25 protein-coding genes and 2 pseudogenes are annotated in these 26,223 nt (G+C 64.7%); 14 read left to right on the top strand and 13 right to left on the bottom strand.

Translation table 11 applies throughout. From position 1 onward, the window contains the following. The 5 genes and pseudogenes from AC0QC4_RS01030 to AC0QC4_RS01010 all read right to left on the bottom strand — a co-directional run bounded on the left by AC0QC4_RS01030 (position 1) and on the right by AC0QC4_RS01010 (position 6,224). On the bottom strand, positions 1-1,686 hold the full coding sequence (locus AC0QC4_RS01030) for an AAA family ATPase (protein WP_483657768.1): 1,686 nt from the start codon (positions 1,684-1,686) through the stop codon (positions 1-3). Between the two features lie 239 nt (positions 1,687-1,925). After that, positions 1,926-2,125: pseudogene (locus AC0QC4_RS01025) on the bottom strand (IS5/IS1182 family transposase); the annotation flags it as partial. Between the two features lie 25 nt (positions 2,126-2,150). Continuing rightward, positions 2,151-3,341, bottom strand: coding sequence for a tyrosine-type recombinase/integrase (locus tag AC0QC4_RS01020; protein ID WP_483657767.1), 1,191 nt, complete (start codon positions 3,339-3,341; stop codon positions 2,151-2,153). A 316-nt stretch (positions 3,342-3,657) separates the two neighbouring features. Next, the gene (locus tag AC0QC4_RS01015) at positions 3,658-4,218 is read right to left on the bottom strand and encodes a type III secretion system chaperone family protein (protein ID WP_483657765.1); all 561 of its coding nucleotides are present in this window, start codon (positions 4,216-4,218) and stop codon (positions 3,658-3,660) included. Between the two features lie 116 nt (positions 4,219-4,334). Further along, positions 4,335-6,224, bottom strand: coding sequence for an ABC-F family ATP-binding cassette domain-containing protein (locus AC0QC4_RS01010; RefSeq protein WP_483657764.1), 1,890 nt, complete (start codon positions 6,222-6,224; stop codon positions 4,335-4,337). 259 nt (positions 6,225-6,483) lie between these two features. On the opposite strand from AC0QC4_RS01010, the gene AC0QC4_RS01005 reads away from it, so the two are divergent. Continuing rightward, complete coding sequence (locus tag AC0QC4_RS01005; RefSeq protein WP_483657762.1) at positions 6,484-7,137, top strand: outer membrane protein; 654 nt, start codon at positions 6,484-6,486, stop codon at positions 7,135-7,137. Positions 7,138-7,184: 47 nt separating this feature from the next. Here AC0QC4_RS01005 and AC0QC4_RS01000 read toward each other — a convergent pair whose 3' ends face one another. Next, a complete protein-coding gene (locus AC0QC4_RS01000; protein ID WP_483658632.1) occupies positions 7,185-8,048 on the bottom strand; it encodes a LysR family transcriptional regulator in 864 nt (287 codons plus the stop codon). A 148-nt stretch (positions 8,049-8,196) separates the two neighbouring features. Between AC0QC4_RS01000 and AC0QC4_RS00995 the strand changes: the two genes are divergently transcribed. From AC0QC4_RS00995 to AC0QC4_RS00980, 4 genes are all read left to right on the top strand, one after another. Continuing rightward, positions 8,197-8,832, top strand: coding sequence for a pyridoxamine 5'-phosphate oxidase family protein (locus AC0QC4_RS00995; protein ID WP_483657758.1), 636 nt, complete (start codon positions 8,197-8,199; stop codon positions 8,830-8,832). Then, entirely contained in the window at positions 8,829-9,236 is a 408-nt protein-coding gene (locus AC0QC4_RS00990) for a VOC family protein (protein WP_483657755.1), read from the top strand. Before AC0QC4_RS00995 ends, AC0QC4_RS00990 begins: the two co-directional genes overlap by 4 nt. Beyond that, positions 9,233-9,730: a nuclear transport factor 2 family protein gene (locus AC0QC4_RS00985; protein ID WP_483657754.1), complete on the top strand. Its 498-nt coding sequence runs from the start codon at positions 9,233-9,235 to the stop codon at positions 9,728-9,730. The genes AC0QC4_RS00990 and AC0QC4_RS00985 overlap by 4 nt, the downstream gene beginning before the upstream one ends. Before the next feature lie 147 nt (positions 9,731-9,877). Continuing rightward, a complete protein-coding gene (locus tag AC0QC4_RS00980) occupies positions 9,878-10,573 on the top strand; it encodes a cupin domain-containing protein (RefSeq protein ID WP_483657751.1) in 696 nt (231 codons plus the stop codon). A 30-nt stretch (positions 10,574-10,603) separates the two neighbouring features. On the opposite strand, the pseudogene AC0QC4_RS00975 reads toward AC0QC4_RS00980, so the two are convergent. After that, positions 10,604-13,038, bottom strand: a pseudogene (locus AC0QC4_RS00975) (TonB-dependent receptor). A gap of 143 nt (positions 13,039-13,181) precedes the next feature. After that, on the bottom strand, positions 13,182-13,349 hold the full coding sequence (locus AC0QC4_RS00970) for a YezD family protein (protein ID WP_483657749.1): 168 nt from the start codon (positions 13,347-13,349) through the stop codon (positions 13,182-13,184). 204 nt (positions 13,350-13,553) lie between these two features. Here AC0QC4_RS00970 and AC0QC4_RS00965 point away from each other — a divergent pair, with 204 nt between their 5' ends. Then, positions 13,554-14,162 carry an HD domain-containing protein gene (locus tag AC0QC4_RS00965; RefSeq protein ID WP_483657747.1) on the top strand — a complete coding sequence of 203 codons (609 nt, stop codon included), beginning with the start codon at positions 13,554-13,556 and terminating at the stop codon, positions 14,160-14,162. Positions 14,163-14,193: 31 nt separating this feature from the next. Here the strand turns inward: AC0QC4_RS00965 and AC0QC4_RS00960 are convergent, their stop codons facing one another. Continuing rightward, complete coding sequence (locus AC0QC4_RS00960; protein WP_483657745.1) at positions 14,194-15,771, bottom strand: hypothetical protein; 1,578 nt, start codon at positions 15,769-15,771, stop codon at positions 14,194-14,196. Between the two features lie 139 nt (positions 15,772-15,910). Next, complete coding sequence (gene glpX, locus AC0QC4_RS00955; RefSeq protein WP_483657743.1) at positions 15,911-16,894, bottom strand: class II fructose-bisphosphatase; 984 nt, start codon at positions 16,892-16,894, stop codon at positions 15,911-15,913. Positions 16,895-16,953: 59 nt separating this feature from the next. Between glpX and AC0QC4_RS00950 the strand changes: the two genes are divergently transcribed. Then, on the top strand, positions 16,954-17,406 hold the full coding sequence (locus tag AC0QC4_RS00950) for a hypothetical protein (protein WP_483657741.1): 453 nt from the start codon (positions 16,954-16,956) through the stop codon (positions 17,404-17,406). Between the two features lie 14 nt (positions 17,407-17,420). On the opposite strand, the gene AC0QC4_RS00945 is transcribed toward AC0QC4_RS00950, so the two are convergent. From AC0QC4_RS00945 to AC0QC4_RS00935, 3 genes are all read right to left on the bottom strand, one after another. Continuing rightward, entirely contained in the window at positions 17,421-18,278 is an 858-nt protein-coding gene (locus tag AC0QC4_RS00945; RefSeq protein ID WP_483657739.1) for a hypothetical protein, read from the bottom strand. 79 nt (positions 18,279-18,357) lie between these two features. Next, a complete protein-coding gene (locus AC0QC4_RS00940; protein ID WP_483657737.1) occupies positions 18,358-19,668 on the bottom strand; it encodes a homoserine dehydrogenase in 1,311 nt (436 codons plus the stop codon). 99 nt (positions 19,669-19,767) lie between these two features. Beyond that, a complete protein-coding gene (locus tag AC0QC4_RS00935; RefSeq protein ID WP_483657735.1) occupies positions 19,768-20,652 on the bottom strand; it encodes a hypothetical protein in 885 nt (294 codons plus the stop codon). Positions 20,653-20,968: 316 nt separating this feature from the next. On the opposite strand from AC0QC4_RS00935, the gene AC0QC4_RS00930 reads away from it, so the two are divergent. The 7 genes from AC0QC4_RS00930 (at position 20,969) to AC0QC4_RS00900 (ending at position 26,210) form a co-directional block, all read left to right on the top strand. Beyond that, entirely contained in the window at positions 20,969-21,595 is a 627-nt protein-coding gene (locus AC0QC4_RS00930; protein WP_483657733.1) for an energy transducer TonB, read from the top strand. A gap of 67 nt (positions 21,596-21,662) precedes the next feature. Then, positions 21,663-22,424, top strand: a complete 762-nt coding sequence (locus AC0QC4_RS00925) for a MotA/TolQ/ExbB proton channel family protein (protein WP_483657732.1) — start codon at positions 21,663-21,665, stop codon at positions 22,422-22,424. A 114-nt stretch (positions 22,425-22,538) separates the two neighbouring features. After that, positions 22,539-23,027 carry an ExbD/TolR family protein gene (locus tag AC0QC4_RS00920; RefSeq protein WP_483657730.1) on the top strand — a complete coding sequence of 163 codons (489 nt, stop codon included), beginning with the start codon at positions 22,539-22,541 and terminating at the stop codon, positions 23,025-23,027. A gap of 34 nt (positions 23,028-23,061) precedes the next feature. Continuing rightward, entirely contained in the window at positions 23,062-23,487 is a 426-nt protein-coding gene (locus tag AC0QC4_RS00915; protein WP_483657728.1) for an ExbD/TolR family protein, read from the top strand. Positions 23,488-23,661: 174 nt separating this feature from the next. Continuing rightward, positions 23,662-24,084: an ExbD/TolR family protein gene (locus tag AC0QC4_RS00910; RefSeq protein ID WP_483657726.1), complete on the top strand. Its 423-nt coding sequence runs from the start codon at positions 23,662-23,664 to the stop codon at positions 24,082-24,084. Between the two features lie 173 nt (positions 24,085-24,257). Continuing rightward, the gene (locus tag AC0QC4_RS00905; RefSeq protein WP_483657724.1) at positions 24,258-25,568 is read left to right on the top strand and encodes a UDP-glucose dehydrogenase family protein; all 1,311 of its coding nucleotides are present in this window, start codon (positions 24,258-24,260) and stop codon (positions 25,566-25,568) included. A 111-nt stretch (positions 25,569-25,679) separates the two neighbouring features. Continuing rightward, positions 25,680-26,210: a superoxide dismutase family protein gene (locus AC0QC4_RS00900; RefSeq protein ID WP_483657722.1), complete on the top strand. Its 531-nt coding sequence runs from the start codon at positions 25,680-25,682 to the stop codon at positions 26,208-26,210. Positions 26,211-26,223 lie beyond the last annotated feature (13 nt).

Here is a 26,223-nt window from a genome sequence, read left to right as displayed (position 1 = left end):
CTAATGCTTCGCCCGGATGAGTCTCGCGATGTAGGACAGTGTCTCGGGGTTGAGCTCGTCTGCGAACTGCTGCACCAGCTGGTCGACGGTCAGTTCGTCGGGCTGCGTCGCCAGCCAATCCCGGAGGGTCTTCAGGTACATATGGTCAGGTGCCGTGTCGCCGAACACGAACTGGGAGATCGTGTCCACTCCCGACCCGAAGGTCTGGATTCTCGGCTCATCTGCGATGGCCCCATCCTCACCGAAGGAGAGGATCCGGACGCGCCTGCTGGCCACTTCCCGGACGATATACGCCGAATGTGTCGCGATCATCGCCGCTGAACCCGTGAGGTCGAGGAGCCGTCCCAATGTGGACATAAAGCGGGAGATGAAGTTGGGATGGAGGTGAGTCTCTGGCTCATCGAAGAGGAAAAGGGTTCCCCGTTCAGCCGACGCAGTCGCCTGCGCGGCAAATCGCAGAATCGCCAGCTCACCGCTGCTGAGCTGTCGACGCTGCCCGTCCACGATGACGGCCGGCGAGGTACCCTCTACGATGCGCGCGACCATCCGGAGGCGGCGGTGCTCACCTTGGACTTTGAAGAGCCGAGCGAAGAGTTCGCCACCGTGTTCGATGACGTGCCCGCCTAAGTTGTCAGGAGGATCGACCTCCCGCAGTTTTACGAACAGGTCCTCGTTGATCCCAAGGGGCGCGATCATCTCCCGCAGCAGCGCCATTCGGCCACCTACTTCAAATGTGCCTTCCTCCACGTCCTCGCGCAGGCAGTCGACGAGGGCCATCGTGAGATCATCCTCGGTGTCCTCCCTCCGGCCGATCATCGAATGGTAACGGTAGTCTAGGCCCGCCCATGGGGGGATGCTCCGGGGGTAAGGATCGGTTGCCACCGATGAAAGCACAACCAGCTTGGATAATCGGGGCCGCGGCTCAAGCATTGCTGCTGGCCCCTCGCCGCGGAGTTCGGGCCACGGGGCATCGTCTCGAAGACCATCAATCAGCGAGCGGATCAGTCGGGTTTTCCCCGTCCCATTCTTGCCTACTAGCACGAAGATGCGCCCACGGAGAACTGGATGGTGCTCAAACTCAACCGCTAATTGGTATGGTCCGGGCAACCCCGGAAGGTCAGCCGTGAGGCTGAAGGCCTGCGCCGCATCCGGCACTTCCGCTAGTGGCTCCAACCTGAGATGCCGCGCGCCCCGACGCAGCGCCACCCATGTTCGTTCCTGGCGCAATGCCGCCTCGTGGAAGTCCTGCGTTCGTGTGAGCTCCAAGAAATTGTCATCACCCCCCTCAGCGTTGCTGAGCACGATGTCGTGCATCTGCCTTAGCGCCGAGACAGCACGGGGCAATCCCAACCGCTCAACGAAGGTTCGATACGTCTTGTCATCGACAAGGATAGAGCAAAACGGATGATCGATCTCGTCGAAGGGCAACACAGGCTGATCGCCTAGAAGCTCCTCGATCTTCCCGCGCGAGCGGCTCGCATCGGCAAAGACGAGGAACGCTCGCAGATCAAACTCCGCAACGTCGGTGAGGACGTGCAGGTCCGCGTGGAAGTTCTTGCTGAAGTCGTTCCACTTGTCCCTGTCCGCAGCCATCACGACCAATGGACGCTCATCAACGGCATCGGCTGCCTCAGACACGCGCCGGGCGAGCACAACTTTGACTAGCTCTTCAACAGGAATCCTCATTGGAAGCAGTGCTATCGCGGTTCCACGGGACCAGCAACAGCCGGACCGTGACTGCGGACCGTTCAGCTCATCAAACCGAGCCTAGCGTAGCTGCAAAACTCCTCCGATCTAACGGCACCTTCCGGCAGTTCCATTGGGGGCGCTGAATGTCCGCAATAAGGTCTGTTCTGCTGAAAAGTCTGCCTTGGCGACGTTTAGGCATAGACGCTGATCGTGTTTGATCGGGACGGCCTTGCCGATTAGGCGAGAGTCCGTCCGGGCATGAGGGTCATCTTGGCCAGCTTCCGGAGATTCTTGGCGGCGCTGCGGGATGGAACTCGTCCTTTGCGCCAGTCGGACCTCGCAGGCGCAGGCGATCAAGTTTGAGGATGCGTTTAAGGTGGTGGAACAGTATTTTGACCTTCTTCCGCTGGCGGCGCGACACCAGATAGGCGTCGGTTACCGAGAAAGTGCGACTGTCTTAATCAAGGGGAATGCGACTGAACCACTCGGGCGTTCGTCCCACCATCCCCTATAAAGTTTGCCCACGTTGCCATCAATTCAGTGCGCTGTTGGCGAAAGTCGGTTCGGGAGTAAGCGGCGCGCACTTTGTTCGCGTCGATATGAGCCAGAGCTGCCTCGCTCACCGCGTCTGGAAAGCTTGTTGCTTCCACAGCCCAAGTTTTGAACGCTGAACGAAAACCATGCACAGAAAACGGCAACGAGCGGTCGCGCATGATCTTGAGCATGGTCATGTCGCTGAGCGGTTGCCCTTTTGTGCCAGGGAAGACGACAGCATCCCCTCGAGTGCGGATTTGCCGGACCCGGGCCAGTATGGTGAGTGCAGCGTCGCTAAGCGGCACGACATGCGCCTTGCCGGCTTTCATCCGGCTGCCGGGGATGGTCCATGTCTGCGCCTCAAGATCGATCTCCGGCCACGTGGCACCGCGCACTTCACCCGACCGGGCCGCGGTGAGTATCAGGAACTGCAGGGCCAACTTCGATATAGTCTCGTTAGATGCCTTGAGGGATGCGACGAACGCGGGCACCTGCTCATAAGGCATGGCGGCGAAGTGGCTCTCGCTCTTGGGCTGGCGGGGCAGGGCCTTGGCTATGCCGCTCAGGTCCAATGTCGGACGATAACCCTTGGCGGCTGCCCAATCGACCACAAGCTTGATCCGTTGACGGACGCGTCGTGCCGTCTCTGGTCGGTCGAGCCAAATCGGGAGCAAGGCGTCGCGCACGGCAGGTGCGTCGATCAAGTCCACTCGGATGCCACCCAGTGCCGGGAAGGCGTAGCGTTCCAGACTCGATAGCCAATCGGCACGATGCTTCACGTTGCGCCAGCCGTCCTTGTGCTCGCCATGGGCAGCGATCGCTGCATCGCGGAATGTTGGAATGACGGTGGCAGCGAGCTTGGCCGCTCGGCGCTCGGCAAGCGGGTCGGCACCGCGCTGATACATCCTGCGAAGCTCGTCGGACTTTTCACGGGCCTCTTTCAGGGTAACCGTTGCGGTCGACCCCAGCCCGATGTCCCTACGCTTGCCATCGACCTGTATCCGCAACACCCACGATTGTGCTCCACTTGGCTTGACCAGCAGTTGCAGGCTGTTGCCGTCCTGATAGCGCCCCGGTGCCGTTGCTGCTTTCACTGCCACTGCCGTCAGCTTGCCCATGTCCGCGTTCCCTCATTCGTTCCCACACCAATGTGGGAACTGGGCTTGGACGTCAATGGACAATATGAGACCAAATCCCGCTAACAATGCCAGAAAAGCGACGATCTATGGCTAACATCTTACCGCGTCGGATCACCATTTAGTGGAGCTAGGCTCCACCATTCCCCCGCACAGAAATTGTCCTGGGTACTATCTCAGGAAACCATCCCTTGGCAGCAGCGCGGGGCATGGCGTCCTCAAGTGTTGGCCTTGACACATAAGCCTGCTTGTCCGGCCGGTGATCGTCTGCAAACTGGCCTGGGCAGACGCACTCGCCTCAGTTGGCCTTGCCTTCCGATGCTCGCCGGTCTGGCCAGACCTGATCATAGGCTGCCCAGAACTCAACCAGTACCAGATCCAGTTCCAGCGCCAACGAGCGGCGGGTGCGGCCGCCATGTAATGTTGCCAGACGTGAAAAGCCGATGCGATTGTCATTGGCACGATCCAGCCAGACTTGGACTGATGGCACCGCCAGATTGGCCTTGTTGATCCGATCGAGCAGCACATTGTTGTCCGGATTGTCGAAATAGATGCTGATCAGCATCGCAAAGCAGCCACGCTCTTCACGATGCGCACAGTCCGTCGCCGATACTATGTAGCGCAGATTGCCGTCGGTTTCGGCATTGACCCACAGATCGTCTGGATCGGTCGAGGATTCAGTGATGCGGTGTCCTTGCGCGGTGACGATGGCTTGCAGATCAGCGAGCGCGATGGTCTTCAGCTCAGCTTCCAGCGCGTCTGCAGGTGGTGGCGCCGTTGCATCGGCCTGCTGCGCGTCAGCACTCGACGCCATTGCCAGCATTGCCAACGGCAGCATCAGCGAACGCAGGTCGCACATCGATCACATCCCCCTGTAGTTCCCGCGTCGGAACTACGATCTACGCAAGTATAGACGGGTTAATTTGTTGCAAGATCGCCCTGCAGGCAAGGCCATACTCTGGCAACTACTGAAAATTACGCCGCTTCGCCGAGCGCATCCATCGCTTCCACCGCTTCCATCCACGCCGCCTCCGCCGCTTCGATGCGCTTCTCGACATCGGCGCGGCGGCGGCTGAGTTCGCTCATCGTGCAATCGCGCTCGTCCGGGCCGGCGCTCGCCGGGTCGAACATCGCGCGGTCGATGCGGCTGCGCCGGGCGGTAAGTTCGGCCAGCGCCTTTTCGGTCCGCGCCACATCCGCCTGCAGCGTGCGTAGCCGTTCCCGCGCTTCGGCAGCGGCGCGCTTGTCGGCCTTGCGGTCGGCTTTCGACAGCGGCGCGGATTTGTCTTCGGCGCTGCCCGTGCTGCCACGGCCCAGCACGAAGTCGGTGTAATCCTCAAGGCTGCCGGCATAATCCCTGGCGGCGCCACCATCGACCAGCACCAGCCGGTCGGCGACCAGCTCGACCATGTGGCGATCGTGGCTGACCAGCACCACTGCGCCCGAATAATCGTTGAGCGCTTGTACCAGCGCCTCGCGGCTGTCGACGTCGAGGTGGTTGGTCGGCTCGTCGAGGATGAGGAGGTGCGGGGCGTTGCGGGTGATCAGGGCGAGCGCCAGCCGCGCGCGCTCGCCGCCGGAGAGCTTGCCCACCTTCTGCGTCGCGAGCGGCCCCGAAAAGCCGAACCGCCCGAGCTGGGCGCGCACCGCTCCCTGGGTCGCGCCGGCCATGGCGCGGGTCATATGCTCGACCGGCGTGTCGTCGCCATCGAGCTCCTCGACCTGATACTGGGTGAAATAGCCGACCGTCATCTTGGCCGACGCGGTCATGTCCCCCGCCATCGGCGTCAGTTGGGCCGCGAGCAGCCGGGCCAGCGTGGTCTTGCCGTTACCGTTCTTGCCGAGCAGTGCGATGCGGTCGTCCGGGTCGATGCGCAGGTTGAGGCGGCTGAGGATCGGTGTTTCGCTGTAGCCGACGGCGGCGAAATCGAGCGTGATCAGCGGCGGGCGCAGGGCGCTGGGGTCGGGGAAGGCGAAGGCGAGGCTGGGATCCTCCATCGCCGCTGCAATCGGCTGCATGCGGGCGAGCGCCTTGGCGCGGCTCTGCGCCTGCTTGGCGGTGCTGGCGCGCGCGGAGTTGCGGGCGACATAATCGGCCAGCTTGGCGCGCTCGGCGGCCTGCTTTTCCCGGGCCGCCGCCAGCTGCGCCAGCCGCTCGGCCCGCTGCGTCTCGAACGCGTTATAGCCGCCGGGGTAGAGCGTTACCTTGCCGCGTTCGAGGTGGAGGATGTGATCGACGACATTGTTGAGGAGATCGCGCTCATGGCTGATCACCAGCACCGTGGCGCGATAGTCCTTGAGGAAGTTTTCCAGCCACAGCGTCGCTTCGAGATCGAGGTGGTTCGATGGCTCGTCGAGCAGCAGCAGGTCGGGCTCGGAAAACAGCAGCGCGCCGAGCGCAACGCGCATCTTCCAGCCGCCTGAAAAACTGTCCAGCGGCTGCTGCTGCATTTCGTCATCGAAGCCGAGTCCCGCCAGGATACGCCCGGCGCGGGCCGGGGCGGTATAGGCGTCGATGGCGATCAGCCGCTCATGCACATCGCCCAGCCGGTCGGGATCGGTGCTGGTTTCGGCTTCGGCCAGCAGCGCTGCCCGTTCTGTATCGGCAGCGAGCACCGTATCGAACGGGGTGGCGGTGCCGCTCGGCGCATCCTGCGCGATGTAACCCATCCGCGTGCCGCGCGGCATCGAGACGCTGCCGCCGTCGGGGTCGATCGCGCCGATGATCGTCTTCATCAGCGTCGATTTGCCCGCACCGTTGCGACCGATCAGCCCGACACGTGACCTGGGCGGCAGCGACGCCGAGGCGCCGTCGAGAATGGTGCGTCCGCCAAGGCGCACGGTGACGGAATCGAGGGAGAGCATGCGCGCGCCGTTAGCACGCGTTGCCCGCGATGCACAGCGCTGGCCCGGACTGTGGTTTCTTGTCTGGTTCGGATGAAACAGGCAGAAATTAAACGATTCAATGTTTCGGATATGAAATATTGTCGTCAACACTTCGTCTTATGTTTTGTTCCTCATAAAACGAAATATAGAAGAAAATATAATCATTGATTCGATTAGCTCAAAATCTAGGGAAGGCTCTAGCCGAATCACGGCGAAGGTCGCAAAAGGAATTGTTTCGATGAAGTATCTATTTTCAGCATCTGCTGTTGCGCTGGCTTGTGCCGCGCCGGTGGCTGCCCAGGAATCGCCTGCGGAAGCCGCGTCGGGCCTGCGTATCGAAGGCCGCGTCGGCCTCGACATCAACGAGGTCTCGGCCGATTACGACGATGGCGTCGATACGTTCGAGGGTAGCGACAGCCAGAGCGACCTCGGCTATGGTGCCGAAGTCGGCTTCGATTTCCCCGTTGGCGAAAGCCTGGTGGTCGGCGCCTATGCCGGTCTCGACTTCTCCGATGCCGAATATTGCAGCGAAGTGTTCGGCACCGATGTCGCCTGCATCGATCAGGGTCGCAACATCACGCTCGGCGTCCGCGCCGGTGTGCCGCTCGGCACCAACACGCTGATCTACGCCAAGGGCGGCTATTCCAACGGCCGCATCAACGTCAGCTATGACGATGTCGAAGACGCGATCGAGGATTTCAACGACGGTGACGAAGTCGACGGCTTCCACCTCGGCGCGGGTGTCGAATTCGGCCTGGGGCGGAACCTCTATCTCAAGGGCGAATATGTCTACACCAACTATAATGGTGGTCGCTACGAGGATACCGACATCGAATTCAACACCGATCTGACCCGGCACCAGATCATGGCCGGCGTCGGTTTCCGCTTCTGATTTCCGCGCAGTGCGGGGCGGCGATTACCGCCCCGCACCCGTGCCCGCTAAGGCAGGCGACGCTCGCGCATCGCCGTGATGAACGCCTGCAGCGCGGCACTGCGTCGGCGTGACCCTTCGAACAACAGCGATACCGGCAGCCATTCCGGCGCGTCCGCAGCCAGCAGCTCGATCAGCCGTCCGGCAGCGACCGCATCGGCCACCTGATAGCTCAGCAGATTGGCGATGCCGGTGCCGGCCTCTGCCGCAGCGACCATCGATGCAACGCTGTTGACGCGCAGCCGGGGCTGGATGCGGTAGCTTTGCGTACCGATCCGCCACTCGCCCACCGCCCGCGGGCCACGGCTGGCTATCAGCCGATGATGGCGCAGCTCCTCACCCGATTGCGGCACGCCGAACCGCGCCAGATAGGCGGGGCTTGCGACAATCATCTGCCGCACCCGCCCGATGCGTACCGCCTGCAGGGCGCTGTCGGCGAGCGGCCCGATCCGCACCGCGACATCGACACCTTCCTCGACGATGCGGATGTTGCGATCGACCAGCATCAATTCGATCGCTAGCGCCGGGTGGCGGTCGATCAGCTCATTTATGACCGGCAGGACGTGCAGCCGCCCGAACAGCACAGGCGCGGTGACGAGCAACTGCCCCTGTGGCTCCGCGGCAATCCCGGCCAGGGCGCGCTCGCCCTCGGCCAGATCGGCCAGCACGCGGCGTGCGACCGGCAGGAACTGCGCGCCTGCGTCGGTCAGCGTTACCGCGCGTGTCGATCGATGGAACAGGGCCGTGCCATGGCGCGCCTCCAGCTCGGCGATCGCGCGCGTCGCTGCCGGTGCGGACACCCGCAGCTTGCGCGCGGCGCCGACAAAGCTGCCTTGATCGGCCACGGCAACGAACAGCTCAAGGGCAGTCAGTCGGTCGATGATTATTGCCTGGTGCGGAATAAAGTCATGTCGTTTTAGCGCATTATCACGGAATGCGAAAGCGCCGATACCGCAGCGGCACGGTCCGCCGATATCTCCCGCCAAGCGCGCCGTGCACCCGTCACACAGGACGACCCCGATGGCCCGCAACTATATCCATACGCTGTTCACCGACCGCACCCGCGCATTGCAGGAACAGGACGGATCGCGGCCGGGCTATGCGCGGATGGAGGAAGGCGCCGACGGCTCGCCCGATCTGCTGGGCGAAAAGGAAGAGGCCTTCATCGGCGAATGCGACAGTTTCTATCTGGCCAGCACGACCAGCGAAGGCTGGCCCTATGTCCAGCATCGCGGCGGGCCGCGCGGCTTTCTGCGGCTGTTGCCCGGCAACCGGCTCGGCTTTGCCGATTATCGTGGCAATCGCCAGCATGTCAGCACCGCCAATCTGATCGACGATGACCGCGTCTCGCTGTTCCTGATGGATTACCCCAACCGCCGCCGGCTGAAGCTGCTGGGCCATGCGCGTATGATTGCCGCCGCTGCCGATCCTGCGCTGGTCGCATCGCTGATGCCCGCGGGCTACCGCGCGATGCCGGAACGGGCGTGCATCATCGACGTGATCGGGTTCGACTGGAACTGCCCGCAGCACATCACCCCGCGCTTCACCGAAGCCGAGATATCTGCGGCGGTTGCACCGCTGGTTGCCGAGCGCGACCGGCTGCGTGCCGAGCTCGAGCATCTGAAATCCACCCTGAACCGAGGAGAAAACCCATGACTGCACTGACCAGCGGCGCGCATCATATCGGCCTCGCCGTGCCGGATATCGAGGCGACCCGCGATTTCTTCTGCGATGGCCTCGGCTTCACCACGGTCGGCAGCGTGCCCGACTATCCGGCGCATTTCGTCTCCGATGGCACGACCTTGCTTACCCTGTGGCAGCTCACCGATCCGGCCTCTGCCAACCGTTTCGACCGCAAGCGCAACGCCGGGCTGCATCATCTGGCACTGAAGGTCGCGGATTCAGCCGCGCTGGATATCGTGGCGGAAAAGGTGCGCGGCTGGCCTGGCGCGGCGATCGAGTTCGATCCCTGCCCGATGCGCGAAGGATCGGTGGTGCGGCATTTCATCTGCACCATTCCAGGCGGCATTCGCGTCGAATTTGCGACGCCCTTCGCATGACGCGCGATCGAGCCGAGGCACCGCGCCCGCCGCTGCCGCCCTTCACCCGCGACTCTGCCGTGCTCAAAGTGCGTGCGGCGGAGGATGCCTGGAACAGCCGCGATCCGGCCCGGGTCGCGCTGGCCTATACCGCTGACAGCCGCTGGCGGAACCGCGATGTCTTCCTGACCGGGCGCACCGCGATCGAAGCCTTTCTTGCCGCCAAATGGCAGCGCGAGCAGGATTATCGGCTGATCAAGGAGCTGTGGGCGCATGACGGCAATCGCATCGCAGTGCGCTTTGCCTATGAATGGCATGACAGCGCCGGCCAGTGGTGGCGCAGCTATGGCAATGAGAATTGGGAGTTTGCCGACAGCGGCCACATGGCGCGGCGCATTGCCAGCATCAACGATCTGGCGATTGCCGAGGCGGACCGGCTGATGCGCTGGCCGCGCGACGGCGTGGGCGACCGTCGGCCCGATGCGCACCCGTCGCTCTCCGACCTCGGGCTGTAGCGCCGTGATCGACTGGTATGGGGAAGCGATGAGCGCCGCCTGTTCGCGCCGTCATTGCGACGCGGCTGAGCCGCGCATCCCGCTGCGCTGGAAACTGGGCCGGGCGATGCATAGATTGCGCCTGTTGTGGCATCGCGGGAGAGCAGGGTGAGGATCAACGCCGATTTCGACCAGCGGGTGGTGATTCGGCCCGGCGATATCGCCTGGCAGCCATCGCCGATGCCCGGCGTCGAGCGCCGCATGCTCGACAGGATCGGCGCGGAAGTCGCGCGTGCGACCAGCATCGTCCGCTATGCGCCGCAGAGCCGCTTTGCCCGCCATGTGCATGGCGGCGGCGAGGAGTTTCTGGTGCTCGACGGCGTGTTCAGCGACGAACATGGCGATTATCCGGCGGGTACCTACGTCCGCAATCCCATCGGCACCGCCCATTCGCCTCACAGTGCGGAAGGCTGTACCATCCTCGTCAAGCTGCATCAGTTCGCCGCCGATGACCGCGCGCATTTCAGCCTCGCGCCCGACGATGCCGCATTCGTGGCCAGCCCGGTCGGCGGTGTATCCGTTCGCCCACTGCATCGCCACGGCGGCGAGGCCGTCGCGCTGCAGCGCTGGCAGCCGGGCATAGACGGCGTGCGCCACGATTGCCCGGCGGGCAGCGAAATCTATGTCGTGCAAGGCAGCCTGGAGGATGGCGAAGGCCGCTACCCGGCGGGGAGCTGGCTGCGCCATCCGCCCGGCTGGTCAGGGACATTCGGCAGCAAGGATGGATGCCTGCTGTGGATCAAGACCGGCCATCTGCTCGATGTGGCGGCGCAGGAAGGGCCAAGCCTTTCGCCTGTCGGCTGAACCGCGCCCTGCTGCGCCGTCACCATCCCATCAAAGCTCGAACTTCAGCGTGATCCCATAAGTCGCCGGATCGCCCGGCTGCCCGACGATCAGGCCGGTGTTGCCCGATGGCACCGCTAGCTGCTCGAAATACTCCTCGTCGAACGCGTTGCGGGCGAAGGCGTAGACATCCCAGCCGGCATCCGCGCGGAAACCGATGCGGAAGTTGTGCAGGCTGTAGCCATCCACGTTGGTGTAGATCGACGGGGTGGGGTTGGACGAGAAGGACGAGCGGTAACTGCCGTCATAGCCTGCATAGACGAACCCGTCGCCGCCGAGCAGCGACAGCGGATAGTTATACTCCGCCCCCCATGATCCCGACCATTTGGAAACACCCGGCAGATCCTGGCCGCTGATGTTGCAATTGGCCGGGGACAGGGCGCCCGGGACACCCGGAGCGCCGGGGGTCTGGCCCGCACCGACCGTCGTTCCGCCGCTCAGCTCCGGCGGGCAGGGCGCATCGACGAAGCGCTTGTATTCGCCATCGGTGTATGCACCGCGCAGATAGAGGTTGAACCGGTCGCTCACCCGCCAGGACGAATCCAGCTCGAAACCGCGCACCCGCACCGCATCGGCATTGGCGAGATAGCCGCGCAGCACGCCGAGCTGGCCGTTGGTCACCACCGCCTGATAATCGGAGACATCGGTCCAGAATCCGGTCAGGTTCACGGTCACGCGGCGATCGGCAAACTGCATCTTGAGGCCGACCTCGAAATGGTCGGTGGTTTCCGGCCGCACGGTCGCCGCCGCGACGATCGGCTCGCCCGCCGCGTTGGCGGGCACGCCGTTCAGATTGATCCCGCCCGATTTGAAGCTGCGCGCATAGGTGGCGTAGGCCAGGATATCGTCGGTCAGCTCGTAGTTGACGGTCAAATCGTAGCTCAGATTCCAGTCGGAGAAGCTCGGCTCGATCCGCTGCGGCGCGAGCACCCCGCGCTGCGCGACGATGCGCGGATCGGTGCTGGCAAAGGTGACCAACTGGCCGGCGCCGTTGGTGACGACGCTGTCGTACAGCCCGTCCTTGCTGCCATAGTTGATGCGGATGCCCGGCTGGACGCTGAAGCTATCGGTGACATGCCAGGTCAACTGGCCGAACAGCGCTGCGCTGTCATTGTCGAGCCTGATGTCGTTGTTGGCGGTCAGGCCATTGAGTACGGACGGGTCGTTGGCGAGCGCGCTCGACGGGTTGAGCAGCCAGCGGCTCGCCGCCGGGCCCTGTACCTGCAAGCCCTGCGTGCGAATGGTCTGGCGATAGAGGAAGGCACCGACCACATAGTCGAAGCGCTCGCCGTCGACCGAATAGCGCAGCTCCTGCGTATACTGGTTCTGCTGGCTGGGGTTGTTGGATTCGGTGGTAATGGGCAGGCCGGTGAAATCGCGGTCATTCTCGGGCAGCCAGTCCCAGTAGCGCCAGGCCGTGACGCTGGTCAGCGTCCCCGGGCCGACGTCCCAGTTCGCACGCAGCGCGAGCCCGCCGATCTCGTTGCCGGCGTTGAGGCTGGCGTCGACGTCGGTCAGCCGGTCGAACGGATCGGTGCTCGGCACGGCATAACCCTGCGCCGCTGCCAGCGCGGCATATTGGCGGTTGAGCGGACGCTGGGTGGCGCCGGTCCGCACGTAAATCTGCGCGCAGCATTCGGGCCGCTGGCGATTCCAGTCGGCGGCGAATGTGACATTGAACCGGTCCGACGGCTGGAACAGCAGCTGGAAGCGCGCGCCGATATTGTCCTGCTCGTTGATGTAGCGATCGGATGTCACGTTGAAGATGGTGCCGCGGCGCGTCGTCGCTGACACCGCCAGCCGGGCGGCGAGCGTCTCGGACAGCGGGCCGGAGATGGCCGCCTTGGCCTGCCTGAACTCGAGGTTGCCGATGGTCAGCTCGGCGCGCGCCTCGAAATCGAAGGTCGGCTGGCGGGTGGTGATGTTGATGGCACCGGCAGTGGTATTCTTGCCATAGAGCGTCCCCTGCGGACCGCGCAGCGTTTCGATCCGTGCGACGTCGAGGAAGTCGAAGGTCGCGGATGCGACTCGCGAATAATAGACGTCGTCGACATAGATGCCGACACCCTGCTCGATCCCGTCATTGGTCAGCCCGAACGGCGAGCCGAGCCCGCGGATGTTGACCGATGTGTTGCGGGGATTGGACGAATAGAATTGCAGCGTCGGCGTGAGCTGGTCAGCCGCCCGACATTGAAGCTGCCGGTGTTGTCGATCTGCTCGCTGCTGACCACGGTCACCGCGATCGGCACGTCCTGCAGGCCTTCGTTGCGGCGGCGTGCGGTGACTATCAGGTCTTCGCCGGTGTCGACGCTGTTGTCGGCTTGCGCCTCGCTATCGACGGGCGGCGCGTCTTGCGCTGCAGCGGGAAATGCGGTGGCGAGCGCGGCGATGCTCGTCAGCGCCGCAAGCGGGAGACTATGGTTCATGATGCCTGTTCCTTGTGGCCCCGTGTGGGGGAGTAAGAAGCAGCGCATCCGGTGGTCCGGTCTGCCCTGAGGGGGGTGTGTCTGGTCTGGAATGTGGGCGGGAGAGCCCTTGTCGTTCTGTGGTTGCTTGCTGCGTCGTGGCGTCAGGCGGGAAAGCGGCTGCGCTCGGTCACATCGACCTGCACCAGCCGTCCCTCGTGGACCGTCAGCTGGATCGCACCGTAACGTATCCGTTGCAGCGCCTCTGTCACTAGTTTGAGCGCGGCGGCGGCGTTGCCGTCGCTGTCGCGGTGCTTGCTGTTCTCTGTCATGGTGCCTCCTCTCGGGGGAGAGCTATTCTCTAGTATTTAAATTGACAAGACGGCCCAGCCCAAGATTTGGCATGTCTGCGTCAAGCTGCGCTTTTCGCGCGACATTACGACAACGGGCGACATGTGCTGCCCCAATGTGATGCGGCTTTGCCATAATCGGAAATTATGGCACGCTCCCTGTCATTAGCCGACGGGAGAGCAACGATGACGAGCACGACCCTGGAACATCCGGCCACCGCGCCGCGCGCCACCTTCACCGCCATGGAACATGGCACGCTGGAAGACTGGCAGATCATCGGAGCCTGCGCGCGCGAACATTCGCCGCAGGGCGGCCGGCGGGTGCTCGATCATCTCAAGCTGTTGGCCAACGATTATGGCGGTTTCCCGGTCGACCGGCTGACCCATTGCCTGCAGACCGCCACCCGTGCCCACCGCGATGGCCGCAGCGAATCCTATGTGGTGATGGCGCTGCTGCACGACATCGGCGACACGCTGGGCGCCTATAACCATCCGGACATTGCCGCCGCGATCATCAAGCCCTTTGTCTCGGAAGAGGAGCATTGGATCTGCGAGAACCATGGCATCTTCCAAGGCTATTATTTCTTCGACTATCTCGGCCTCGACAAGGACATGCGCGAACAGTTCCGCGGCCACCCGCATTTCGAAGCTTGTGCGGACTTCTGCGCCAAATATGACCAGACCGCGTTCGACCCGGCCTATGACAGCGCGCCGCTCGAATTCTTCGAGCCGATGGTAATGAAGCTGTTCGAAAAGCCGCAGCGCAGCATCTACAAGAAGGCGCTGGCGGAATAGCGTCTTCCCCCTTCGGGGAGGAGGACCATGCTTACCGCCGCCGCCGGCGCTCTTCCTGCTGCTGGGCGCGCACTGCCTCCGGGCTCGGGATCAGCGGTTCCAGCTCGGCAATGGCCGCTGCGGCATCGATGAACCGACCCTCGCTGATGCCGCGATCGCCCGGCGCGCCGAAGCGCACGAGCGCGAAGGTCGGGTTGGTCGGGGATGTCAGGAGCACGAAACCCGGCTTGCCCTGGTGGCGCGCCTGCAGGGCTGCGTGCAGGATCATCCCGTCGAGCCCGGCGAGCACGCCGCCCTGATAGGGCATGCGCAGGTCCTGCCAGCCTTCGAGGTTGGGCCGCCCGAGCAAGCGGGACCGGTCCATGCGCCATACCTCGCGGGAAATGGCCCGATAACTGGCGACGTTGGGTGCATCGCGCAGGTGCCGCCACAGGGTGCGGTTATCCTTGTCCTTCTCGATCATCGAGGCGAGCTCGGATTCGCGGCGGCGGGTCCACAGCGCCTCGGGCGTCATTGCCAACGGGCCGATCAGTTCTGCCTCACTCGCGCCTTCGCGCAGGCGGCGCGTGGTCTCGACCAGCGCGCCGAAGCTGACGCCGGGCCAGGCCGAGCGACCGGAGAACAGCCGCCGCGCCTCGGCGGTGCGACCCTCGGCATGCGCGCGCAGCACGGTCTGCAGGTCAAGGATTTCGACCGCGACGCTGCTGTTATTCTCTGGATTGCCCTCGCGGATGCGGGTTTCCATGTTGGTGCGGGCAAGCTCGGCGAGGTGGTTGGATCGCTCCCAATTCCCTGCCAGCCCCTGCGCCAGCGCTGCAGTAGCGTAGCTGGAGGAGGAGCGCTCCTTGCTCTCCAGAACGTCGAGCAGGCCGATCATGTCCTCGCGCAGCAGCGCGGCCTGGGCGAAGTCACCGGTCTCTTCCAGCCGGGCGGCATAGATGTAGGTGACCGGCGGCAGCAGCCGGCTGAAGCTCTGATAGTAGAGGTCTTCGTCCGGCGTGCGCACGTCCGAAAACTCGTTGAAGGCATAATAGCCGTAGAGGCCGAACAGCGAATGGCGCTGCCCGGCAATGCCGGAAAGAGCGACACGGCGCGCTTCCTCGATCTCGCCGAGTCTGAGCCGCGCATGCGCCTCGATCATCGCCACGCCGCGGCCGGTGCTGCGCTCGTACAGCGGATTGCCTGCCAGACCGGCGGCGGCGGCTTCCTCACGCGCCTTGGCTACATCGGCAAGCGCGGCGGTGTAATCGGCCGCCTCGATATGGTGGATGGCGCGCGCGATGATCAGCGGCACCCGGCGTTGCGGGTTCGATTCCGGGTCCCCGCCCACCCCGTCGATCAGTCGAGAGCAGGCGGTGATGCCGTCATGACCGATCAGCCGGGCCGCTGGATTGGCTCCTTCGGGCGGCGGCGCAAAGATGCTGAGCAGCGTCAGCGCACCGACCAGCCGCCCGAGCGATTCGCCGGCGGTCATGTTGTTGGGCTGACCATCGCACTTGAGATAATCCGATGGGCCATCGTTGCGCGATTGCGCACTGGACACGCTCGACGTCAGCAGCAGGCTGGCACCTGCGACTCCCACCAGAAACTTCGACGCGATCGTCCGCATGCTGCCCCCTTTGCCGCCGGTTGCATCCGGCTTTGGGCCCAGTCTTAGCCGATGGCACGCAAGTGCAAAGGGGGATTCGTGCCGTTCCGGATTTTGGCGCAACTGCGCGCCGACTGCATCGGGCGGTCGCTGCGCGGCGTTATACTTCCAGCTTCTCGCGATGTTCGCTCTTCACCCGGCGCACCGTGCGGCTCGACGAGCGCATGACGATGCTTTCGGTGGTGGTGATGCCGCCGCGCTTGCGCTTGACCCCCTCCAGCAGCGATCCGTCGGTCACGCCGGTCGCGGCGAAGATGACATCGCCCTTGGCGAGTTCCTCCAGGCTGTAGATCTTGTCGAGATCGGTCACGCCCCATTTGCGCGCCCGCGCCCGCTCATCCTCGTTGCGGAATACCAGCCGGCCCTGGAACTGCCCGCCGACGCAGCGCAGTGCCGCAGCGGCCAGCACGCCCTCGGGCGCGCCGCCTTGGCCCATATAGATATCCACGGTCGTGTCGGGATCGCTGGTCGCGATGACGCCGGCCACGTCGCCGTCGGGGATCAGCATGATGCCGCAGCCAAGCCCGCGCAGCTCGGCAATGATCGCTTCGTGGCGCGGGCGGTCCAGCACGCAGACGATGATCTCGTCCGGCCGCACGCCCTTCGCAGCGGCGACCGCGCAGACATTGTCGGTCACGCTCTTGCCGAGGTCGATGACGCCTTCGGGGTAGCCGGGGCCGACCGCAATCTTGTCCATATAGGTGTCAGGCGCATTGAGCAGGCCGCCCTCTTCGGCAATGGCCAGCACCGCCAGCGCGTTGGGGCCTGCCTTGGCGGTGATGGTGGTGCCTTCCAGCGGATCGAGCGCGATGTCGATCTTGGGGCCCTTGCCCGGTGCGGTGCCCACCTTTTCGCCGATATAGAGCATCGGGGCCTCGTCGCGCTCGCCTTCGCCGATGACGACGGTGCCGTCCATGTACAGCGAATTGAGCGCGGCGCGCATTGCCTCCACCGCAGCGGCGTCGGCGGCCTTCTCGTCGCCGCGGCCGATCAGCCTCGATGCGGCGATGGCCGCCGCCTCGGTCACGCGGACCATCTCCAGCACAAGCACGCGATCGAGGTTCTTGCTTGCCTGAACGGTCATGACGGGGAATACCTTTGTCTGCGATGGGCGTGCCGGGCCACTAGGGCAGCGGGGTGACGATGTCGAGACAGCTTGCCTCCATAGCGGCGATGGCCAGCCTGTGCGTTGCCGTCCCGGTCGGCGGCCAAGCCGTGCCGGTCGATCTGCCGCCGCAAGCCGAGCGACCGGACGCGGCGGCGCTGGTCGCGCAAGCCCATTTCCGCCGGTCGTCCCGCGCCGATTGTATCGCGCGTGCGGCCAGCGGCGACATCGTCGTCTGCGCGCCGGTGCAGGATCAGGCGCTGCCGGTGCCTGAGCTGTACGGGCCGGTGCCCGGTTCGACCGACGGCGCGGCCGTGGACCCGTCCGGCGTGCCGTGCGGGGCTTCCATCTCCAACCAGTGCCGGGGCGGCGTGGATGTCATCGGCACCGTTGGCGGCGCGATCAAGCTGGTCGGGTTGCTGCTCGATCCTGACGCTAATCTGGGTGAGGGCGCGCCCATCCCAGAGCGGTTCCGCGGAGCGAACCGCTGATCGCAGCCCCGCTGTTAATCGAACACGGTGACGTCGACGTCCGATCGCAGCGCGCGATAGAGGCCCAGCGGCACGGTGATGAACAGCGCGACCAGGGCAAGGGTTGTCAGCAGCCACGCGCCCGTCACCGCCCGGTCGTGCCAGCTCGTCCCGTCGCTGGCGACGATCAGCGCGGTGGTGCCGGCGAACACGCCGATCACCAGCGCGAAGCCCAGAATCTGGAAAGCCAGCAGGTAGAACAGGATGCGCCACTGTGCCGGGCCGGTCATCCGCCACGACTGCGCAAGACCCGCAAAGGGATTGATGCTGCCGCTCGCCGCCATCGCCGGGCCGGCGAGGCACAGGCGGGCATTGAGCCACAGCAGGGGCAACATCAGCGCCAGCGTGACCATGATCGTCACCGCGCCCAGTTGAGCCGCATTGCCGGGGTCGGTCAACGCCAGGCTGATGCCCATGAAAGCCCCAACTGCTCCGAACGCAATGGTGAACAGCACCGACCACAATATATAGATCACCACCGCCACCAGCATCGACAGCAAAGCGGCGACGAAGCCGTACATCAGCTCGCCGACCATGCCGTCCCGCGATTCGGAAAGCAGCGCCTGCCATGCCGCAAACAGCACGGCGGCAATGGTGAAACCGGCGACCAGAAAGATCGAAACGATGGTCAGCGGTGATCCGTCGGCCAGATAGGTGCCGGGATTGACCGTCAGCGCGAGAAAATTGCGCATGCTCGCTTGCGGGAAAAAGCCGAAGACCATGAATGGCAGGATCGCGGCCAGCGCCAGATAGGGCAGCACGATGCGCGGATTGGCGGTCAGCGTACCGAAGCCGATGCTGAGCGCATCGGAAAGCTTGAATGCGGATGTCATGCGGCCCCCTTGGTCGACGCGCACCACCTAACCGTCCTGCCGAACCGATGGCAAGCGGGGCCGGTGCCGGATTGCGGCTTTACAGATCCAGGATCGGCATCCGCATCGGCGCGCCGATGATGTGCGGGGAGGCGGCTAGCGCAGCGATCGCGGCATCGACGGCACGGGCTTCACCGGCGTGCGTCACCAGCGCGATCAGTGCCTGCCCGTCGCTGCTGCCGCGCTGGATGAAGCTTTCGACCGAAACACCGGCATCGCGCATGGCGATGGCGATCTGCGCCAGCACGCCGGTGCGGTCCTCGACGATCAGGCGGACATAGGATTTGCCGATGCGCGCGCCGCCGTCCGCGATGGCGCTCGGCTCGAGCTGGTCGACCGGCATGGCGAAGGCCGGACCATATTCGTCACGTGCGACATCGATGATGTCCGCCACCACCGCGCTGGCGGTCGGCCCGTCGCCCGCGCCCGCGCCTTCGAAGAACAGCCGCCCGACGAAATTGCCCTCGGCGACAACGGCGTTGAGCGATCCGGGAACATAGCCCAGCGGATGGTCCTCATGCACCAGGCAGGGCTGTACGCTCTGGGCAAGACCGTCGTCACGCTGTTCGGCCATGCCGATTAGCCGTACCCGATAGCCCAGTGCCTGCGCCTCGCGAATGTCCGCCGCCAGCACGTTGCGGATGCCGCTGGTCGACACTGCATCGAAATCGAGCTGCGTGCCAAAGCACATTGCGGCGAGGATCGACAGCTTGTGCGCGGCATCGATGCCGTCGATGTCGAAGCTGGGATCGGCCTCGGCAAATCCCTTGGCTTGCGCCTCGCCAAGCACGTCGGCAAAGTCGCGGCCTTCCGATTCCATCTTGGTCAGGATGAAATTGCAGGTGCCGTTGAGGATGCCATATACTCGGGCGATGCGGTTCGCCGAGGCACCTTCGCGCAGCGCCTTGATCACCGGAATGCCGCCAGCGACAGCTGCCTCGAACTTCAGCGGAATATCACGGCCGCCGGCGATGCGCGCCAGCTCCATGCCATGGTGCGCAATCATCGCCTTGTTGGCCGTGATCAGCGCCTTGCCGCGCGCCAGCGTGTTGCGGGCGAGGGTGAGGGCAGGGCCGTCCGATCCGCCGACCAGCTCGACCACCGCATCGACATCGTCGAGCGCGGCCAGATCGTCCATATCGTCTTCCCAGCGATAGCGGGAGAGGTCGATGCCGCGATCCTTGTGGCGACTGCGGGCGGAGACGGCGACCACCTCGATCGCGCGACCGGCGCGGCGGGCGATCAGCGACGCATTCTCGTCGAGCAGGCGCAGCACGCCGGTGCCGACCGTCCCCAATCCGGCGACGGCGATGCGGAACGGCGGGCGGTGCGGGGCGGGGGCATGCGGCATCGGGCTGGTCCTCGTGAAGGTCAGCCCGCGCCCCTACTGTCCCCGGCCCGCCAAGTCACCCCCGCGCTGCGGTCAGGTCACCCCCGCGGTGCGGCCAAGTTATCCCCGCGGTGCGGGTTGCGCCGGCGGAGCGGGCGGGGGATCGCGGTCGCACGTGCCGAGGCTGCGCAGCACCAGCGCATAATCCTGCGCAGCTGCGCGCGTGCCATTGCTGTCGAGGCTGGCCAGCGCAGCGGGGGGCAGGGTGCGCGGCAATCCGCAGGTCAGCCGGTACCAGCCCAATGTGCGCGGTTGCGGTATGGTCGCGGATTCATCGACGATCTCGCCGAAGGCCACGGCCCAGCGCGCCGCTTCGCCCGGTCGGCGCAGGATGGTCAGCGACACCGGATCGCCGCTGGCGGTGGTCAGGAAAATCTGCGTCTCGCTCTCACCTGCCACGGTGCCGCGCACGTGGAAGGCCTGGCTGATGCCGGTGATCTCGGGCGGAACCGGGGCGGCGGCGCGTTCGGCCACGATGCTACGCACGGTCGCATCGCGCGCGGCATCCCACATACGCATCGCTTGGGGGTTCACCAGCTGCAGCCGGTTGGATATCGCGACCGGGCGCGCGAACAGCAGCACGCGCGTCCGATCGAGCCGTGGCGGCCGCCCATCGGTGCGGCGCGGCTGATCGACCAGGAAGCCGACCCGCCGTGCCAGCGGCGCATTGCCATAGATGACGGTATTCACATCCGCCTCGACGTAAAGGCGCACGAGATGCGGCGGAATGCCGACCGCCTGTTCGGCGGGGATCGGACGCGCGCGGCGGATGCGGGCATCGACGATCGTCTCGGCACCAATGGCGACATCGGCGATCGACGCATAGCTGCTCGGCGGTGCAATGGCGGCTGGCGCCTGGGGTTGCGCTGTGGCCGGGGTGGCAGTCGCAGGAGCGATCAAGGCCAGAACGAGCGCGGACCGGCGAAGGAGAGGGCGGGAGAACATCAGGGAAACTCCGTTGGCAGGCAGGCATGCCGCAGCGGCCCGCATGTAACAAGGCTGAGATTTACCGTCGATAAATGGTTTGCGCACGGCGGCGCTGCGCGATAGTTACCCGATTCGAAGGAAGAGCAAGAGAGCTCGGGCGCTCCAAGGACCCTGACCACCGCAAAAATGCGCGGGAGACGGGTCCGGTCAACAAGCGAACCGACCGGATGTTTCGATGGGCCGGCGCGCCGTGAGGTGTCGTCGGCGACTAGCCTGACTAGAGGAGCAAGGGTTCTGGATGGCTTACGGTGATACAGTCGATCCCACCAGCAGGGTGATCTCGGTCGTCCTGACCGGTGTGATTCTGTTCCTGCTTGGGTGGCTGCTGATCAGCGGTCTCGCGATCAATGCAGTGAAACAGGTAATTGAAAAGCTCGATGTGGTCGCGGTGGACGAGCCGCCACCGCCGGAGGAGCCGCCGCCACCTCCGCCGCCGGATAACAAGTTGCCGCCGCCGCCGCCTGTGGTTGCGCCGCCGTCGATCATTCCGCCGACCAACACGAACAACACGATCCAGACGGTGCCGACGCCTCCGCCGCCGCAGCCGCCGACGCCGATCATCACGCCGCCTGCGCCTCCCGCGCCGCCGGCCACGCCTGACATGTCGCGCCCGGCAACGCCGCGCGGCAACCCAAGCTCGTGGGTCACGACGGACGACTATCCGCCGTCGGCGCTGCGTGACGAAGCTGAAGGCACAACCTCGGTGCGCGTCACCGTGGGGCCTGACGGTCGTGCCGCATCGTGCGAAGTGACCGGCTCGAGCGGCAACAGCGCGCTCGACCAGGCCGCCTGCCGCAACATCCAGCGTCGCGCCAGGTTCAATCCGGCCTTCGACCGCAACGGGCAGCCGACCACGGGCACCTTCACACGTCGTGTCGTGTGGCAGATTCCGGAAAACTGATCATCCAAACCGGGGCCGGTGACCGTTTAAGGGCCGGCCCCATTCGAATTCGAGAGGGAAGCAAGTTATGACCATCAATCTCTTCGCCGCTGCCGCCTCCGGCGCTGCCGCTGCAGAACAGTTCGGCTTCATGAAGGCCATCGAGGAAGGCGGCCCGGTTACCTGGGCAACGCTCTTCATCATGATCGTCATGTTCGTCGGTTCGCTCTACATCCTGTTCACCAAGCTGTTCGAGCAGAACAAGGTGATGAAGCAGGGCCGCGACATGCAGGCCAGCTTCTGGCGTGCGCCGACCCTCGCCGAGGGCGCTGCCAAGCTCGAAAAGAACAGCGCCTATCGCCAGATCGTCGAAGACGCGCTGCGCGCCCAGAACGACCACAGCAAGCTTGCTGACCCGGTCGAAGCGCATGACTGGATGCACGGCACCATGGAGCGTTCGCAGAACCACATCATCTCGGTTCTCTCGGGCGGCCTGTCCTTCCTCGCCACCGTCGGTTCGACCGCACCGTTCGTCGGTCTGTTCGGCACCGTGTGGGGCATTCTGAACGCGCTCATCAAGATCGCACAGACCGGTGACCCGTCGATCTCGAAGGTTGCCGGCCCCGTCGGTGAAGCGCTGATCATGACCGCCATCGGTCTCGTCGTCGCCGTGCCTGCGGTTATGGCCTACAACTGGCTGCAGGCCCGCAACAAGCAGATCGGCCGCGATCTCTCGACCTTCGCCAACGACGTGCTCGGCAACATGATGTCGAACGGCCAGGTCCGTCCGGCCGTGTCGGCTGCTGCTCCGGCTGCCAAGCCTGCCGCTCCGGCGCCCGCAAAGGCCTGAGGCTAAGGGAATGCGGCTGAGCAGGCGTTACCTGTCCTGCTCAGCCCGCACCCTGCCACTGCCGCAGGTCCTGCCCGGGACTTGTGGCGAGTTTGACAGACAGGATGCTGGATAATGGCGATTAGCATGGGCTCCGGCGATGGAGCCGCCCCTGAAGCGATGTCGGACATCAACACCACGCCGCTCGTCGACGTGATGCTGGTTCTGCTCATCATCTTCCTCATCACGGTTCCCGTGGCGATCGAAACCGTCGAGCTGACCTTGCCCGACATCGTTTTCGAGCCGACCACCACCAAGCCTGAAAATGTGCAGCTGTGGATCCGTCCCGGCCCGACCGGCGCGTGCGAAGTCTACTGGGGCAATACTCCAGTAAACTCGGTCGATTTGCTGCGTCTGGGCCAGGAACGGCTTGAACAGGAAGCCGAAAAGGTCGGCGGTTACGCCAACTTCACTGAAGAAACATTGCCGCAGGTGCACATCCGCGGTGACGTGGCGACCCCCTACCGCTGCATCGGCGGCCCGATCTACACGCTGCAGTTCGCCGGCTTCCAGAAGATCGGCTTCATCTCCGAGCCCGGCCCGGGCGCGGCAGTGACGCGCTGATCCGGTCGGCCGAGTGACAAGGAAGGATTGAACTATGGCGATCTCAATGGGCGGCGGCGGTGCCGACGCACCCATGGGCGAAATGAACACGACGCCGTTGATCGACGTCATGCTCGTCTTGCTCATCATGTTCATCATCACCCTGCCGGTGCAGACCCACGCGGTGATGATCGACCTGCCGACCCCGAACCCCAACCCCAGCCCGGTCGAGCCGCAGAAGAACAAGGTGTTCATCACCGATGGCGGCGCGATCCTGTGGAACGGCAACCCGACATCGTTCGTGCAGCTGGCGCAGTATCTGGAAGAGACCAAGCTGATCTCTCCCACGCCTGAGCTGCAGCTCGAACCGCACCCGCAGGCGCCTTATGTCATCGTCGACTCGGTGCTGGCGACCATCAAGCGCAGCGGTGTCGGCGGTCTCGGCTTCGTCGGTAACGAACGGTACGCCCGCGACTTCTGACCGCGCGCTGCGACAACGAACTACTTGAAGGGCCGCGAGCAATCGCGGCCCTTTTCGCGTCTGCGGCGGTGACTGGCGCTTGGCTTGCAAAACCGCTTTGTGCCGGCCGGCTGTCGTGATACCATATGTGATAACATAACAAAGGATTGGGCTTCACGAGAGAAGGAGAGTGCCATGGCCATCAGCCTTACTGCATCGCAATCCGAGTCGCCCATGGGCGAGATGAACACCACGCCGTTGATCGACGTGATGCTGGTTCTCCTGATCATGTTCATCATCACCCTGCCGGTGCAGACCCATGCCGTGAAGATCGATGTCCCGACAGAGTCGCTTCTGGTGACGCCGGAGCGCGACAAGAACAGCATCGTCGTCACCGCGCAGGGCGCCGTGCTGTGGAACGGGCAACCGACCAGTCTGGCCGCGCTGTCGAGCCAGCTCGAGCGCACCCGCCTGATGTCGCCGCAGCCCGAACTGCGTTTCCAGCCTGAGCCGCAGGCACGCTATGCGCTGGTCGATCAGACGCTGGCGGTGATCAAGCGCAGCGGCGTCGAAGGCATCGGTTTCGTCGGCAACGAAAATTACGCGCGCGATTTCTGACCGGACGGCTGCGTTCGGGGGCGGATCGCTCCCATCCGGCCTGCACCGCGAGCGACCAACGGCCTTGCTTGATTGCGGCAGGGCAAACGACTAGGCGGGGCCGCACATTTTTGCGGCCCCGCTTTGCATTGGGGCCGCCTACCCGTCGACGCGCTACACGAGGGAAGCGACCCATGAAGATTGCAATGATCGGCACCGGCTATGTCGGGCTGGTATCGGGAACCTGCTTTGCCGATTTCGGTCATAGTGTGGTCTGCGTCGACAAGGACCAGGGCAAGATCGACGCGCTGCTGGCGGGCCGCATGCCGATTTACGAACCCGGCCTCGATTCGCTGGTTGCCGCCAATGTCGCCGCCGGGCGACTGAGCTTCACCACCGACATCGCCGAAGGCATTGCCGGCGCCGATGCGGTGTTCATCGCCGTCGGCACCCCGTCGCGCCGCGGCGACGGCCATGCCGACCTGTCCTATGTCTATGCCGCCGCAAAGGAGATCGGCGAGACGCTGCGGGGCGACTGCGTGGTCGTCACCAAATCGACCGTGCCGGTCGGGACCGGCGACGAAGTCGAGCGGATCATCGCCGAAGTGTCGGGGGGCAAGCATGTCCCGGTCGTGTCCAACCCCGAATTCCTGCGCGAAGGCGCGGCCATCGGCGATTTCAAGCGGCCCGACCGCATTGTCATCGGCAGCGAGGATGAGCGTGCCAAGGCGGTGATGCGCGAAATCTACCGGCCGCTGTTCCTCAACGAAGCGCCGTTGCTGTTCGTCGCGCGCCGTACGTCCGAACTGATCAAATATGCGGCCAACGCCTTCCTCGCCACCAAGATCACCTTCATCAATGAAATCGCCGATCTGTGCGAGGTGGTGGGTGCCAATGTGCAGGATGTCGCGCGCGGTATCGGCCTCGACAACCGCATCGGCGGCAAGTTCCTCAATGCCGGCCCCGGCTATGGCGGCAGCTGCTTCCCCAAGGACACGCTGGCGCTGCTCAAGACCGCGCAGGACAATGGCGTGCCGCAGCGCATTGTCGAGGCGGTGGTGACCGTCAACGACACCCGCAAGCGGGCGATGGGCCGCAAGGTCATCAATGCGCTGGGCGGCGATGCGCGCGGCAAGCGGGTCGCGATCCTCGGCCTCGCCTTCAAGCCCAATACCGACGACATGCGCGATGCCCCCAGCCTCGCCATCGTCCAGGCGCTGCAGGATGCCGGGGCGCAGGTGGTGGCGACCGATCCCGAGGCGATGGAGGCTGCGGCACCGATGCTGCCCGGCGTCGAGATGGTCGATAGCGCCTATGCCGCCGCAGAGGGCGCCGATGCCGTCGTCATCGTCACCGAATGGGACGCATTCCGCGCGCTCGATCTCAGCCGGCTCGCCGGGCTGGTGCGGGGCAAGGTGCTGGTCGACCTGCGCAACATTTACCGTCGTGACGAAGTCGTTCGCGCCGGCTTCACCCACTTCAGCGTCGGTCATCCCGACAGCTGAGCTTTCACGCTTCTTGCCGCGGCGGCATCGGCATATGGCAGAGGCCTTGGACCTGAAGCCGGTCTGGTGCATTGTAGTGCCATCGTTTCGCCCACCTGCGGAGTCTGACCCATGCGCTCGATGCTCGCCCTACTCGCTGCCACCGCGACGCTCACGGCCTGCGCGCCGATGGATGGCGGCCGCAACTATCTTGCGGCGCAGGGCGCGTTGCTCAATGCGCAGGGCACCGATGTCGGTGTCGCGACCATCGACCGGCTGCCGGACGGATCCATGACGCTGACGTTGGCCACAACCGGACTTTCGGCAGGCACCTATGGCGCGCATGTCCACATGGTCGGCAGTTGCGAGGCGCCGCGCTTCACCAGCGCTGGCGGGCATTGGAACCCGACCGCACGGCAGCACGGCCGCCTCAACCCGCAGGGTAGCCACCATGGCGATCTGCCCAATCTGGTCGTCGCGCCCGATGGCCGCGGCCGCATCACCGCCGCGCTGCCCGGCATGTTCGATGGCGAAGGCGGTCTGATGGATGCCGATGGCGCGGCTGTCGTGGTCCACGCGCGTCCCGACGACGAACGCACCGACCCCAGCGGCAACAGCGGCGATCGCATCGCCTGCGCGGTGCTGACGCGGACAGGCGCCTGATCCTTTCCTGACG

The organism is Sphingomonas sp. jy18 (assembly GCF_056931895.1).
Note: the sequence above shows the minus strand (reverse complement) of the source record. Positions and strands in the feature narration are given on the sequence as shown.

Coding starts and splice junctions, on each gene's coding strand:
- AC0QC4_RS00915 (WP_483657728.1), top strand. CDS start 23,062: ATGGCGATCTCAATGGGCGGCGGCGGTGCCGACGCACCCATGGGCGAA.
- glpX (WP_483657743.1), bottom strand. CDS start 16,894: ATGACCGTTCAGGCAAGCAAGAACCTCGATCGCGTGCTTGTGCTGGAG.
- AC0QC4_RS01010 (WP_483657764.1), bottom strand. CDS start 6,224: ATGCTCTCCCTCGATTCCGTCACCGTGCGCCTTGGCGGACGCACCATT.
- AC0QC4_RS01020 (WP_483657767.1), bottom strand. CDS start 3,341: ATGGGCAAGCTGACGGCAGTGGCAGTGAAAGCAGCAACGGCACCGGGG.
- AC0QC4_RS00945 (WP_483657739.1), bottom strand. CDS start 18,278: ATGACATCCGCATTCAAGCTTTCCGATGCGCTCAGCATCGGCTTCGGT.
- AC0QC4_RS00950 (WP_483657741.1), top strand. CDS start 16,954: ATGTCGAGACAGCTTGCCTCCATAGCGGCGATGGCCAGCCTGTGCGTT.
- AC0QC4_RS00965 (WP_483657747.1), top strand. CDS start 13,554: ATGACGAGCACGACCCTGGAACATCCGGCCACCGCGCCGCGCGCCACC.
- AC0QC4_RS00925 (WP_483657732.1), top strand. CDS start 21,663: ATGACCATCAATCTCTTCGCCGCTGCCGCCTCCGGCGCTGCCGCTGCA.
- AC0QC4_RS00940 (WP_483657737.1), bottom strand. CDS start 19,668: ATGCCGCATGCCCCCGCCCCGCACCGCCCGCCGTTCCGCATCGCCGTC.
- AC0QC4_RS01005 (WP_483657762.1), top strand. CDS start 6,484: ATGAAGTATCTATTTTCAGCATCTGCTGTTGCGCTGGCTTGTGCCGCG.
- AC0QC4_RS00905 (WP_483657724.1), top strand. CDS start 24,258: ATGAAGATTGCAATGATCGGCACCGGCTATGTCGGGCTGGTATCGGGA.
- AC0QC4_RS01015 (WP_483657765.1), bottom strand. CDS start 4,218: ATGTGCGACCTGCGTTCGCTGATGCTGCCGTTGGCAATGCTGGCAATG.
- AC0QC4_RS00995 (WP_483657758.1), top strand. CDS start 8,197: ATGGCCCGCAACTATATCCATACGCTGTTCACCGACCGCACCCGCGCA.
- AC0QC4_RS00920 (WP_483657730.1), top strand. CDS start 22,539: ATGGCGATTAGCATGGGCTCCGGCGATGGAGCCGCCCCTGAAGCGATG.
- AC0QC4_RS00960 (WP_483657745.1), bottom strand. CDS start 15,771: ATGCGGACGATCGCGTCGAAGTTTCTGGTGGGAGTCGCAGGTGCCAGC.
- AC0QC4_RS00900 (WP_483657722.1), top strand. CDS start 25,680: ATGCGCTCGATGCTCGCCCTACTCGCTGCCACCGCGACGCTCACGGCC.
- AC0QC4_RS01030 (WP_483657768.1), bottom strand. CDS start 1,686: ATGAGGATTCCTGTTGAAGAGCTAGTCAAAGTTGTGCTCGCCCGGCGC.
- AC0QC4_RS00935 (WP_483657735.1), bottom strand. CDS start 20,652: ATGTTCTCCCGCCCTCTCCTTCGCCGGTCCGCGCTCGTTCTGGCCTTG.
- AC0QC4_RS00970 (WP_483657749.1), bottom strand. CDS start 13,349: ATGACAGAGAACAGCAAGCACCGCGACAGCGACGGCAACGCCGCCGCC.
- AC0QC4_RS00990 (WP_483657755.1), top strand. CDS start 8,829: ATGACTGCACTGACCAGCGGCGCGCATCATATCGGCCTCGCCGTGCCG.
- AC0QC4_RS00910 (WP_483657726.1), top strand. CDS start 23,662: ATGGCCATCAGCCTTACTGCATCGCAATCCGAGTCGCCCATGGGCGAG.
- AC0QC4_RS00985 (WP_483657754.1), top strand. CDS start 9,233: ATGACGCGCGATCGAGCCGAGGCACCGCGCCCGCCGCTGCCGCCCTTC.